The sequence below is a fragment of the Phaeobacter sp. genome (assembly GCF_022825805.1).
Classification (GTDB): Bacteria; Pseudomonadota; Alphaproteobacteria; order Rhodobacterales; family Rhodobacteraceae; genus Phaeobacter.
In genome coordinates this window covers 41,821-54,148 of record NZ_JAJDWC010000008.1, presented here as the reverse complement: position 1 = coordinate 54,148, position 12,328 = coordinate 41,821, and the positions used below count along the sequence as shown (strand labels likewise).

Genomic DNA, 12,328 nt, shown 5'->3' with positions numbered 1-12,328 from the left:
CGCTTCGACGCGTGCGAACGCAGCAGCCCAAATCTCCAGTCGCCTACGGCTCGTTCCGATTTGGGCTGCTGCGGTACTAACTGAAGCGGACAATTGGCATGTTACCTACACCGGACAATTCAGAATGTTCTCGACAGTTGCGCCGGGCTGGTCACATCCGCCTGGGCACGGATCTCGGCGACACGGCGTTCGTTCAGCTCCAATTGCCCGCGCAATTCGCTGACTCTTTCGGCCAACCATCCTGTGGCCTGCTCAGTCACGTTGAGCTTCACCGCCACCTGATTGGCGATGTAGGTGTCCGCAAATGCATTGGCTATTTCCGCGGCCTTGAACGGATCCTCGCTGAGCGCCCAGATCGAGAAAATATAGGTGTCGGGAATATTGACCACTTCGACATTGGCCAGCATTGACTGGATCACCTTTTCTCGCAGATAGGCGGGATCAGCAGAGGTTGTGACCGCGTAGACCTCCATGCCAAGCATACGCTTGATCCCATTTTTGAGGGACTGGACCGGGTTGAAACCGGGTTCAGCCAACAGCCCGTTGAACTCTGGATCTGCCACCAGATTGAGCCTGTCCACGACCTGCCCTGCCATTTCGCGGCCGCCAAGGATATGGACCTCAGTTCGAATAACCTCTTCATTGGTGGCCAGACTGGTGACCACGTTTTCGATATCGACGACCTTTTCGTCACGAGGATCGAGAACCAACTGTGCCTCCGCTCCGTAGAGCGGAACTGTGGCGATGTAGGCCTGCCAAATTCCGAGCAAGAGACCAACCACAATGGCGAGTGCGATCAGCAGTTTCCCTCTCCAGAGCACTGCAAATATTGCTCCGATGTCGAGCACTTCTCGACCGTCGTCAGCGGCAAAGGACGTCTGTGGCGTGGACACGTTGGTTGACCCCATCGTATTTGGTTTGCCCACGACCCAAATTTGCGCTGCACGAACCGCAAATTGGGCTGTTAGGGATTTGGTTAATTTTCGTCCGTCTCTGCCTGAAAATCAACCTGTTCCGCGCATCGGCCTTGGTCTAGCTTGGGAAATCAGACAGATTGAGGCATGGACGATGGCGCCGAGCACCGCAACAGTGACAAAGATCGCTGCAAAATTGAACAAGACCGCCGGGCCAGACAATTCGAGGCTGAACACGCGCGTCTTGCTGGTTGTGCCCACGCTGAATGAACAGTCAACAATCAAGGCGTGCCTGAACAGTCTGATGCAGGATCCGAAGTTGCAGGATCGCTCAGAGGTCATGATCGTGGTCGCAGATGGCGGCAGCACAGATGCAACGGTCGCTGTTGTGACCTCGATTGCCAAAGATGCCGCTTGCCGCATCGCAGTCCTAGACAACACGCATCGTATTCAGTCGGCCGGAATAAACCTTGCGGTTGAGACATATGGCGCCGAGTTCGATGTGCTGCTGCGATGCGACGCCCATGCGGTCTATCCGGCGCGTTTTGTCACACAGCTGTTGCAGGTCTGGGACGCCCAGGACCGTCCTGCATCAGTTGTTGTGCCGATGGATTCGCAGGGGCGAACCGCCTTTGCGCGGGCAGCCGCGTGGGTCGTGGATACGCCATTGGGCTCTGGCGGATCAGCGCATCGGGGCGGCCGCCAATCGGGTTATGTTGATCACGGTCATCACGCGCTGATGGATCTGAGTTGGTTCCGCTCCGTTGGCGGATATGACGCTGATTTTTCGCACAACGAAGATGCCGAATTGGACCACCGGATTTCCGGCGCGGGCGGCCGCATCTGGCTCGCTGCAGATGTGCGGCTTGGCTATATCATGCGAGACACGGCAGCCGGGCTTTGGCGCCAGTATTTCAACTACGGCAAAGGCCGTGCGCGCATGTTGCTCAAACATCGCGCGCGCCCGCGGTTGCGCCAGATGGCGCCGGTGCTCAATCTGTTTTTATGTTGCGTCAGCCTATGCGCATCACTTCTGTGGCCCATCGCGGCCATGTGGGTGGCGGTTTACGGAGCCGTGTTGCTGATTGCCTCTCTCTGTGGGCTTTTGAACCTGGGTCGTGATGGGCTTTGGGCTGGTCTTGCAGCCGGAATCATGCATATGGCATGGGCACTTGGGGTTTTGCGCATTGCGCTGATAGAGTGGGGCAAGAGGTAACAAGACCGATGAAGCTGCAGCGAATTTCCATTCTTCTGTGCACCTACAGGCGGGAGAGCGTCCGTGACACGCTTGCGTCTCTGTCAAAGCTGCAGGCGCCGCAGGGCTGTTTCGTGAACATTATCGTCGCCGACAACGATGTGGAACCGAGCGCAGAACATATTGTGGGCCAAGCCGATCAATCCTGGCCGGTGACTTATGTGCACGCACCCGCTGGCAATATCTCCATTGCGCGCAACGCCTGTCTTGACCATGCGCGCCGTCGGCAATCTGATTGGATCGCATTTGTCGATGATGACGAAGTTGTTGGGCCAGATTGGTTGCAGAAATTGATGGGGGTCGCCGTGGCCTCTGGTGTGGATGTGGTGTCCGGCCCCGCGATTGCACAGTACCCGTCCGAGACGCCGGAGTGGATGGTTGAGCAAGATTGGCACAGCAATTGGCCCGCTTTGCGCATGGCAGGGCAGGGGCGGCAGGCCAAATTGCAAACCTCCCATACATGTAATGCGTTGGTCCGGTTTTGGGGAACACCCTGGGTGGATCAGAACTTTGACGTGCGGCGCGGCACCAGCGGTGGCGAAGACACAGCGTATTTCTTTGACGTGTCTCGCTCTGGTGCGCGTTTTAATATCTGTCCGGATGCGGTCGCCGAAGAACGTGTCGCGCCGGAAAGGTTGACACTCGCATGGTTGACTGAACGCAGATTTAGGATGGGGCAGACCTATTCTGCGGCGGCTGTTGGCCCTGCGGAATTGGCCCGTCTCACGGTTTCTGCCAGCGCAAAGGCGATTTATTGTCAGATCGGCATTTGGTGCAGTGGGCGAGATACGGCGCGTCAGAACTTCTGGATCTTGCGAGGCGCTTTGCACAAAGGGGTCGTTGCCGGTTGTTTTGCCCGACCACAGGCGCGGCTTTACGGAGCACCCGCCGCGGATCCGTCATCAACCGCGAACGGTTAGGTGAGGAAAGCGGGTTGGCACGCATCGTTGGCTTTGGATCAGATCTGACGGACGTTGCACAATTGCGGCGGATGGCGTCCTTTCATGATCTTGGCCACCATGTTGTGTCCGTCACGTCACGCAAGGGTGCGATCCCTGAGACTGACTGGCTCAACATTGATCTGGGTGAAATTGCTCAACATGGTCTCCTGCGCAGAGGCAAATTGGCGCTGGCTGCGGCACTGCGGGATAAACGCCTTCCGGCGCTGGTGAGGTCAGCGGATCTTATTGTGGCGCGAAATCTGGACATGCTGGCGCTGGCGGCCATATTGCGTGCTCGCTGCCACGCTGCGGTGCCTCTTGCTTATGAGGTGTTGGATATTCACCCCCTGTTGGAGGGGAAGGGGCCTGTGTCTAAAACGGCGCGGCTTGTCGAGCGGCGTTTGATGAAAGCGGCAGATGTCTTGTGGGTGTCGTCGCCGGGTTTTGTTGATGGGTATTTCCATCCTGTTCAAGGCTACACTGGGCAAATACATCTGATCGAAAATAAGCTGGTGTTGCCTCCGCAGACCAGACGGCCTGGGCCTGGGGCCCTTGCGCCAACCAAGCGGCCGATACGTCTAGGCTGGGTCGGTGCGATCCGCTGCAGGCCCAGCTTTGAGCTGCTGTTGGATACAGTCACACAATTCACCGGTGAGGTGGAATTGCATATTCATGGTCAGATCCATGATCATGTTTTGCCGGACTTTCACCAGCGGATCGCGGGCCTGTCGCATGTTCATTTTCATGGGCCCTATTCGTATCCCGATGGCCTGATGGGCTGCTACGCCGACTGCGATGTGGTTTGGGCCCAGGACCTTTGGCAGGCCCATGGCAATTCACATCAGCTGTTGCCCAACAGGATTTACGAAGCGGCATGGCACAATTGCCCGGTGATCGCGGTCGAGACGACACAGACGGGGCGTAAAATACGCGAGACCGGGCAGGGGTGGACCATACCCACCGCAACCCCGGCAGCGCTTGCGTCTTTGATGCGAACCTTGACGGCGGAGGTTCTGCAGCAGAAGCGATGTGCCATTGCGGAGCTGGACGAGGGACTTTTCCGGCAACAGGCTCGCGATGTTGAGCGGCTTCTGATGTCGGCGGGTGTTGTGTCCGGAGATACCGAACAGCGCTAGCTGAGAAGGCTCTCATAGAGCGTCAAGAAACGCCGCGCACCCTGCTCCAGGGATAGGTTTTCCAACACATAGTCCCTTGGGCGATAGCTGTCCCGCGCGGCCATAAACCGATCAAGCTGTTCTTCGAGAGTCGAGATGCGAAAGGTCAGCCCACATCTTGCATCGAAATATGGAACCGACGATGGGCGCAGATCAGGGGGCGCAATCGCGATCTGGCTGGGGTCGCTCAGCCGTCCTTCATCCCAGGCAAAGACCGGAACATTTGCGGCCATGGCCTCCTGGCATGCCAGCCCTTGCGTCTCGTGTTCGGTGCAAAAGATCAAAGCCCGGCTTTCACGGATCGCAGTTTTGTACTGCGCTGGCGTGTGAGACCCATACTCAAGCTCCGCCCATGTCAGATTGCGGTCGCGCAGATGTTGGCGCAGTGGAGCGAGCAGATCTTGCGCACGTTCTGCCTTGTGCCAATGGATTTTATTGTAGAGGAGGAAATCCACCTTTTTGTCCGACCCAGACATATCGGGCCACTCATCTGTATCGATGCCGACGAACATCGCCGCATAGGTGATCGGCATATCTTTGGCCGCCAGCTCCTTGGGCCATTCAGACGGGTAGGTTACGATTTTCAGGTTCAATTGCGCCTGCAGCGCGCCCAGCTCTGTTGGGTCTGGCACCCGGCCCGGACCGTAGAGCACTGGATTTTTCAGCCCCGACTGGCCAAAAGGTGGTAGGTAGCCGCTCATCCCAACGGGAAGGTTCGGGTTCGTTCTCGCAAACGCAAAATCATTGATGCGCACCTGATGACCGAGCTGTTCCAGGCTTTTGGCAAGATTGAGAAAGGCTGTGTAAAACCCAGTCCGGGGTTGCAGGTTGCGCATACTGCGGTAGTGAAACCGAAGTCTTTCGCGCAAAACCGATAGAGGCTGGCCTGCCGGAAAATCGTAGGCTTTCAGGTCATAGCCATGAAAAAAGAGCGGGATTTGCACAGTGGGTCCTGACCTGACTTCGGTAGGTTTCTATCTCATGTGTCAGCGCAGTGAGACAAGTTTGTAGTTGCCAGACCGGCCCAAAGAGGTAGGCGACAGAACAAAATTACGTCGATATCGTCAAATATGACATGAAATTTCAATTTGAAACCTTGAATCAAAATTCCCACTCCCTCTAACGTATTACCACCCAAAGCCTGTGTGGGGCTGTGGGCCCGTGGCGCTGTTCGTTCTGATCAGCCGGGGTGAAGCGGTGTAAACTGGAGTGATTGGTAATTATGTCTGAAGCGGTTTTAAACGATATTCTAGATCTTGAAGAGTGGCTTGATTTTGTTGGCAGCGGATTGGCCTTCAGCGGCAATCAAGACCTGATCAACACGTTCAATGGCGGCAATGTCGCGATCTTGACGGTGTCTGAATTTCTCGCGTTGATCGATTTGGCAGAGCAGGTGATCCTGTCAATCGATTGGCAGGTGCTGATTGATGAGGTCGCGGCTCTGCTCAATAACCCATTGTTTGCAGGTGAGCTGACAGATGGGGACATACAGGAAATTCTGCAGGCTCTAAACGAGATCGATCCTAGCGAAATTCGCGAAGGCTTTGATCTGCTCCGCGCAGAGTTTCAGGGTATTGATGGCGACACTATCCTGGTCGAAGCGTTGCAGATTGCCGGTGGTGCGCCACAGGGTAGCCCGGATGCGGATGTTCTGGTCGGAACGCCCGGCAGCGATGAGGTGGCTTTGGGCGCTGGTGACGATTCCTTTGCAGCGGGTCCGGGCGATGTTGGAAACGACACCATCCGCGGCGGCGGTGGCGACGACACCATCAATGGCGGCGGTGGTCGCGATGTGCTGTTTGGTGGCGGTGGCCAGGACGTCGTTCGCGGCGGTGGCGGTGCAGATGTGATCCGAGGCGGTCTTCAGGCAGACGTGCTGATCGGGGCCAAAGGGTCGGACACACTTTTCGGTGAGCGTGGAGCGGACCAACTGTTGGGAGGCGGGGCGCGCGATCGATTGGTCGGTGGCCGTGGTGAAGACACGTTGTTTGGCGGTGCCGGCAACGACCGGCTGATTGGCGGCCTCGGCGATGACAGCATGAAAGGCGGCGCTGGCGCTGACATCTTCATTTTCAGAGGCAATTTCGGCAACGACACCATCGACGGCTTCGCGGCCAACAACGACGCTGAGAAGTTGGATCTGCGGACACTCGTGGCCTTTGACGACTTTGCAGATCTTCAGAGCAACCATTTGCAGCAAGTCGGCGATGACGCAGTGATTTCTGACGGCAGCGGTAATTCCATCACGTTGCTGAATGTGGATATCGCGGATCTGGGTGCCGAAGATTTCATCTTCTGACACGCTGTATTGCCTACCGCACATAGAAAAGGCCCGGCATCAGTTGCCGGGCCTTTTTTCGTTTTTCAGCGCAGCTGGACCAGCAATTGTGGTGAGGGAATGCCGGTCGGGTTTTGCCCAATGCTGCTTTGAAACGCGCGGATTGCTGCGGTGGATTTGGGCCCAATCACCCCGTCTGCTCCGCCGGTGTCAAACCCCTTTGCGGTCAGACGTTCCTGAAGTTCAACGCGCTGCGCTTTTACTAGGCCGTTCTGATCAGGAGGGAAGGGGGTGCGCAACGGTCCGGCCCCGGCAATTCGATCCGCAAGATGACCGACGCCAATCGCATAAGCGTCCGAGTTGTTGTAGCGTTTGATCACTCTGAAATTTGGTGTCACGGCAAAACGCGGGCCACCCTTTTGTGGCTCAAGGATGGTTTGTCCGGCTGATGCCTGTCCGATCACCTCTTCACCCCAGCCAAGATTGCGACGCCAGCCGTTTTTGGCAAGATAGGCCGCCGTTGAAGCCAGGGCATCTGTTGGGTCGTCGGACCAGATATCGCGTCGTCCATCGCCGGTGAAGTCGACCGCAAACGCCTGATAGGAAGTGGGAATAAACTGCGTATGTCCCATCGCCCCGGCCCAGCTCCCGGTCATTTGTGAGACGGTCGTGTCGCCGTTTTGCAGGATCTTCAAAGCCGCGATGAGCTGTTTTTCAAAGAACGCGCCGCGGCGGCCGTCAAACGCCAGTGTCGAGGTTGAGGAAATCACAGGTATATTGCCACGACGATCGCCGTAGAAACTCTCCAGCCCCCAGATCGCAGTGATAATTTCGGCGGCTACACCGTAGGTTTGCTCCAATTGTCTCAGCGTTGACTGGTGCCGCGCATAGGCCGCGCGCCCCTTTTGCACCCTTTGATCTGATGCTGCGATTGAAAGGTAGTCCTCAAGGCTGCGCTTGAATTCTGTCTGATTGCGATCTCTTTTAATCACTCCAGGCAGATACCCCGTGCGCCGGAGCGCAGATGATAAGGTTGATTGCGAAATTCCGGCGGCTCTTGCCCGCTGCTGGAATCCTGTGACCCACTGATCATAGGCTGCATTTGGGGTCGGGCGAAGATCAGCGGGCAGGTCTGATGCGGATCTTGTTACCAGATTTGGGGCAGATGTTCCGCCTGTTGAACATGCCGTCAGCCCGAATGCAGCAAGGCCGAAACCGAAACCGCGGCGGGTGAGTGTCACTTTCTGCATCGATAGCCTCGTTTGTTTTTTGCCACCCTAGCGAAGCCAGGTGTGGTCGCAAGAGAGAACCCAGAACTGCAGTCTCGTCGATTTGATCAACTGTCGTCGTCGGCGGAAAGCAGCTCGTACTGTATGAGTTGCTCGGGCGACAGCACGTAGATTTCATCTGCTGGCGTAACCAGCGCATGTTGCATCAGCCGGGGATCCACTCCCATGCCATCGAGGTACGCAATCACCTCACCCTGGCTGCGTTGAATGGTTTCCACCGCGAAGAAAGCTGGCATCATTGTGTTTTGGTTGAAAAAATGTTGGTGCACGCCAACCAGCGAAGAGCCGTCTGCGCGCCGTTCCACCCCGGCGGCGAGGATATAAGGGCAAGCAGAGAGACAAAGATCGTTTGCGAGAATTTCCGTGTTGTATGCGCGCTCGCGGATCAACTGCCCGATGGCCAGGGCATCCCGGACCGAACCACCCGGGCTGTGCAGAAAGGCTGTTTTGAACTCTGAGGGCGTTTGTGTGATAAATTCTCGAAATCTATCGCTATCGCCGGGGGCAATGCGCCCGGTGAGTTTGACCACCGGCTGCCCATCCCAATCCGACATGTCGAAACGCAGCTGATCTGGGAAGTCACCAGTGGCCGGAAACGGTGTGGATCCCGGATCCGTTGGGACGGATGGCACCCAATCCGGTGCGTAGCGCCGGGTCTGATCGCCGGGTCGAATGGGCTGATCAAGACCGGGTTGGGGCGTGGGCCAAGCAAAGTTTGGAATGCCCTGTGCCAGGTCGGTGCCAAGGAGGACCGCGGCAAACCCGAGCTGCGCTGCAAACACCCAACGCAAAACGCGCCAGGTTTCTGGCGACTTGCGCTTTGTGTTCTGCGGGGGCTGTTCAGTCCGCACGTCGCTGGCTGCCTATTTCTGTGATGTCTGGGCTATGCGGTGTTTCCGAGTGCTCCACCTCTTTGGGCGCATGTGCGGGTTTCGGATCGATGGCGCTTGGGCTTTCCGCTCGCTCCAGAGAGGTGTCAATTTCCCGAATTGCCTGAACCGCCGCGCGCAGTTCTGCCAGTGTCATGGTGTCTTCGGTTGCGGCAGCCTCTCGGCCAACGCGAATGGCGGCTTGGGTGATGGCAACGATCAGAACCAAGACAGCGGGCAGAAGGTCGATGGCAATCGCGCCTGCCCAGGACGGGATAAAATTCCCAGCATAAAGGATGACGGCGTCTGCTGCTGAAACAGGAGTATAGGTTGTATCGCGCGGTGGTGTCATGTTCAGCACAGCTGCTGCAGCTCCGGCGAGCCCGTCAGCACGTTGGGACAAAACCTCGCGTACACTGTTGATCGTGGCCTGCTGTCCCTGACGCGTGGCTGCGTTTGACCCGTCAAGCTCGGGTATCACGACACTCTCTGACAGATCGCGTGCCGCGCGCAGAACCAGTGGCGCTGCTGACAGTTGGCGCAATTGCGTGATAACATTTGCCAAACGCACGGCTTCTTCCGAAAACTGCACTGATCTTTGCGCAACCGGGCCTTGTTCGACCGTCAACGTCCGCATGCGTGACAAAATGGCATTACCTTCATCAAACGCGGCTTCGACCAAAGGCTGCTGTGCCGTGATTTGTGCCTCTAACGCGGAGAGCTCATCTGCCTTCTGGCGTAGAAGGCGAAATACGGCCCCTTGCCCTGCAAAGCCCGAGAGCTGACCTGTTGCCTCCTGTTCGGACAGGTTTTCAAACGATTGGCGCACGCGTGCGACGTCTCTGGCTAGACTTTGGCCTGACTGCACGATTTCATCGGCGCGCTCCAAGGCGGTTTGGTAGTCTTGCACCGTTTTTGCCAGGTGTTGTTCCACCGCCGCAGCGCCCGCAAGTGCCGCAGCATTCAGCCAGGATGACATCGCAATAATGGCAACAGAGCCGAGCGCCATGGATAGGATCAGCCCCATGCGCGCGGTGATGGTACGAACCGCAGGCACCAGTCGCATCATGTAGGACCAGAAGACAAAAATCCCGACAGAGACAGCAACAGAATAGGCGAGAGCCGCAATGACGGTGAATGTTCCGGTGTCATCCAACAGCGAGGAGACGCCCAGATAGGTGTAGATGCCAGATGCGACCGCCAGAACGCCAAGCGCAGTTCCGGTGATGCTGTCCAACCAGCGCAAGTGATCTTCCAAATCACGCGCATTTTGCGCAGCGCGGGCCTCCGTGCGGCTGGACTGTGGCTGAGCGGTGCCCGGGTGCTGCATTTGTTGTCTTTTTTCGGGGTTGGTCATGCGCGGTCTCCCTCTCGCACCATTCAAGATATGGAGGTGCAAGAGGGATGCAATCCGTCAGTGTTTTATATGTGGGATTTCGCGCAGAGTTTATGGGATGCCGGCGGTGTTACGACGCTTTGGCCAAGGCACACCAGAGGTTCACACCGTGTTCGATGGCGTCGTCGTTGAAATCATAGCCGGGGTTGTGAAGCGGTTTGCCATTGGCGCCGTCCGTGCCATTGCCCATCAGAATGAACGCACCGGGACGATGATCGAGATAGGCGGCAAAATCTTCGGAAAACCCAACCCTGCCGTAGGCATCATCGACCTGGCCGACATTGCGCGCACTGGTCACAAGCTTTTCGGTGGCTACTCGGTCGTTGACCAGGGGATGAAAGGAGGTGCTGTAGGTGAGCGAAAAATCGGTGCCATGTGCTTTGCAGATCCCCTCAACAATTTGACGCATTCGGGTTTCGATGGTTTCAGACGTCTGCTGGTTGAAACCACGGCAGTCACCGGTGATCACGACGTTGCTGGCCAGGATATTGCGGGATCCATCGGTTTCAAAATCGGTGATTGATACCACCGCGTGCTCTGCCGGGGGAACCGAGCGAGAGACGATGGTCTGCAACTCCGTGACAATCGCGGCACCTGCAACAATCGGGTCAATGGCGCGTTCGGGCATCGATGCATGGCCGCCACGCCCCGTAATGCGAATTTCGAAATTGTCTTCAAAGGCGCAGAACGGCCCGGCCTGGGTTGCAAATTCACCGACTTTCATGCCGGGAAGATTGTGCAAACCGTAAAATTCCGTGATCGCGACACGCTCCAGTAACCCATCTGCCAACATGGCTTTTGCTCCGGTGCCGTTTTCTTCATCGGGCTGAAACAGGAAATGGACTGTCTTGCCGAAGGTTGGATCATTGGCCAAACGCAAGGCAGCACCAAGCAGGATCGTGCTGTGACCATCATGGCCACAGCCGTGGAACCGACCGGCAGTCGTGGAGCGGTAGGTCAGATTGGTTTCTTCCTGGATCGGCAAGGCATCCATATCAGCGCGTATTGCGATACCGGTTTTATTTGGTCCGCGCGCAAGGGTGGCAACCAGTCCACAACCACCGAGGCCGCGCAGAACCTCCAAACCTGCGGCTTCGAGGATGGCCGCAATGCGCTCGGATGTTTGTGGCAAATCCATCCCAACTTCGGGGTTCGCGTGAAGATGCCGCCGGAATGTTCTCAGCTCGTCCAATTCCATCAGACCGGCCCTTCCGACAAGATCACTAGCGGGCGCGCCGTTGTTGGCAGGCCGTTGGCAATGTCATGCATCAAAGCTGTGAGCCCCGCAGCCCCTGACGGTGTGCTTTGGATGCCCAAAGTGGCCGCAGCCTCCGCGCCCTCAAGCGCGTCCTGATCAGAGATGGCACAATAGCGATCTGCCGCCCGCGCCAGTATGTCAAAGGCCAACATGGACGGTGTTTTGCAGTCCAATCGACCCATGTTTGAAACGGGGCCATCGACAGTCACCATTTTTCCGTGGGTCGCACTTTCGGAGAGACAGGGCGCTGCGGTTGGTTCGACAACGATGATCTCTGGTTGTTCGGCCCAGTTTTTGCGGATCATATATGCAATGGCTCCGGCCAAGCCGCCAACACCGGCTTGTAGATACACATGGGTCGGCCAGGTTTGTGTGCTTTCGAAGGTCTGCCGCATTTCTTCCGCGATATAGGTGTAGCCCTCCATCACCAGACGTGGTGGTTCGGTGTAACCGGGCCAGGATCCATCGGCCAGATGAACTGCATTGGTTTGCTCGGCATCTGTGATCGCGCCTTCGATGCTTTCTTCATAGGTCGCGCCCGACCGTACAACGACAGCGCCCTGCTGTTCCAACCGGGCCGCGAAACCAGCTGGCACCGTGTCTGACAGGTGGATTCTGCAACCCGCGCCAAACAGTTTTGCGCCCGCTGCCACGGCCATCCCGTGGTTGCCCGCGCTGGCACAGACGAAAGTAACGTTTTTTGCCAGTTCCTTGGCAGCGTCAGAGCCCAATTCCGCGGCAGTCAACTTCGCTTCGCGCATCAGCAGGGTGGCCACTGCGTACATGCCACCCATTGCCTTGAAGGCGCCCAGACCCATCCGGTTGGTTTCATCCTTGACCATAATGTTGTGGTCTCCCAATCGATGCGTATCGAGGGGGGTCACCTTATAGTTGGGGTATTGGTCCAGAAGGGCAGCGGGCTTGGCGGGGTCGAGCATGACGGAGTTCCTGTT

General features: G+C 57.2%; 11 protein-coding genes. 4 read left to right on the top strand and 7 right to left on the bottom strand.

Translation table 11 applies throughout. The features are described 5' to 3' along the window. Positions 1–119 precede the first annotated feature (119 nt). Positions 120–893, bottom strand: coding sequence for a Wzz/FepE/Etk N-terminal domain-containing protein (locus Q0C28_RS00760; RefSeq protein WP_293572737.1), 774 nt, complete (start codon positions 891–893; stop codon positions 120–122). Positions 894–1,068: 175 nt separating this feature from the next. On the opposite strand from Q0C28_RS00760, the gene Q0C28_RS00755 reads away from it, so the two are divergent. The 3 genes from Q0C28_RS00755 to Q0C28_RS00745 are packed head-to-tail and all read left to right on the top strand — an operon-like array spanning position 1,069 to position 4,246. Next, positions 1,069–2,130 (top strand): glycosyltransferase family 2 protein, encoded by a 1,062-nt coding sequence (locus Q0C28_RS00755; RefSeq protein ID WP_293572736.1) that lies wholly within the window; start codon positions 1,069–1,071, stop codon positions 2,128–2,130. A gap of 8 nt (positions 2,131–2,138) precedes the next feature. Then, entirely contained in the window at positions 2,139–3,089 is a 951-nt protein-coding gene (locus Q0C28_RS00750; protein WP_293572735.1) for a glycosyltransferase family 2 protein, read from the top strand. A 14-nt stretch (positions 3,090–3,103) separates the two neighbouring features. Then, a complete protein-coding gene (locus tag Q0C28_RS00745; protein ID WP_293572734.1) occupies positions 3,104–4,246 on the top strand; it encodes a glycosyltransferase in 1,143 nt (380 codons plus the stop codon). On the opposite strand, the gene Q0C28_RS00740 is transcribed toward Q0C28_RS00745, so the two are convergent. Beyond that, positions 4,243–5,229 carry a hypothetical protein gene (locus Q0C28_RS00740; RefSeq protein ID WP_293572733.1) on the bottom strand — a complete coding sequence of 329 codons (987 nt, stop codon included), beginning with the start codon at positions 5,227–5,229 and terminating at the stop codon, positions 4,243–4,245. The genes Q0C28_RS00745 and Q0C28_RS00740 overlap by 4 nt on opposite strands. 278 nt (positions 5,230–5,507) lie before the next feature. Here Q0C28_RS00740 and Q0C28_RS00735 point away from each other — a divergent pair, with 278 nt between their 5' ends. Further along, on the top strand, positions 5,508–6,584 hold the full coding sequence (locus tag Q0C28_RS00735) for a calcium-binding protein (protein ID WP_293572732.1): 1,077 nt from the start codon (positions 5,508–5,510) through the stop codon (positions 6,582–6,584). A 65-nt stretch (positions 6,585–6,649) separates the two neighbouring features. Here the strand turns inward: Q0C28_RS00735 and Q0C28_RS00730 are convergent, their stop codons facing one another. From Q0C28_RS00730 to Q0C28_RS00710, 5 genes are all read right to left on the bottom strand, one after another. Next, entirely contained in the window at positions 6,650–7,804 is a 1,155-nt protein-coding gene (locus tag Q0C28_RS00730; RefSeq protein ID WP_293572741.1) for a lytic murein transglycosylase, read from the bottom strand. Positions 7,805–7,899: 95 nt separating this feature from the next. Then, positions 7,900–8,703 carry a hypothetical protein gene (locus tag Q0C28_RS00725; RefSeq protein ID WP_293572731.1) on the bottom strand — a complete coding sequence of 268 codons (804 nt, stop codon included), beginning with the start codon at positions 8,701–8,703 and terminating at the stop codon, positions 7,900–7,902. Beyond that, the gene (locus Q0C28_RS00720; protein ID WP_293572740.1) at positions 8,693–10,051 is read right to left on the bottom strand and encodes a hypothetical protein; all 1,359 of its coding nucleotides are present in this window, start codon (positions 10,049–10,051) and stop codon (positions 8,693–8,695) included. The genes Q0C28_RS00725 and Q0C28_RS00720 overlap by 11 nt, the downstream gene beginning before the upstream one ends. A gap of 136 nt (positions 10,052–10,187) precedes the next feature. Then, positions 10,188–11,315 carry an amidohydrolase gene (locus Q0C28_RS00715; protein WP_293572730.1) on the bottom strand — a complete coding sequence of 376 codons (1,128 nt, stop codon included), beginning with the start codon at positions 11,313–11,315 and terminating at the stop codon, positions 10,188–10,190. Then, positions 11,315–12,313 carry a pyridoxal-phosphate dependent enzyme gene (locus Q0C28_RS00710; protein WP_293572729.1) on the bottom strand — a complete coding sequence of 333 codons (999 nt, stop codon included), beginning with the start codon at positions 12,311–12,313 and terminating at the stop codon, positions 11,315–11,317. Before Q0C28_RS00710 ends, Q0C28_RS00715 begins: the two co-directional genes overlap by 1 nt. Positions 12,314–12,328 lie beyond the last annotated feature (15 nt).

Bases quoted from the DNA above. Each gene is read 5' to 3' on its own strand.
- Q0C28_RS00755 (WP_293572736.1), top strand. From the start codon at position 1,069: ATGGCGCCGAGCACCGCAACAGTGACAAAGATCGCTGCAAAATTGAAC.
- Q0C28_RS00750 (WP_293572735.1), top strand. From the start codon at position 2,139: ATGAAGCTGCAGCGAATTTCCATTCTTCTGTGCACCTACAGGCGGGAG.
- Q0C28_RS00735 (WP_293572732.1), top strand. From the start codon at position 5,508: ATGTCTGAAGCGGTTTTAAACGATATTCTAGATCTTGAAGAGTGGCTT.
- Q0C28_RS00720 (WP_293572740.1), bottom strand. From the start codon at position 10,051: ATGCAGCACCCGGGCACCGCTCAGCCACAGTCCAGCCGCACGGAGGCC.
- Q0C28_RS00715 (WP_293572730.1), bottom strand. From the start codon at position 11,315: ATGGAATTGGACGAGCTGAGAACATTCCGGCGGCATCTTCACGCGAAC.
- Q0C28_RS00710 (WP_293572729.1), bottom strand. From the start codon at position 12,313: ATGCTCGACCCCGCCAAGCCCGCTGCCCTTCTGGACCAATACCCCAAC.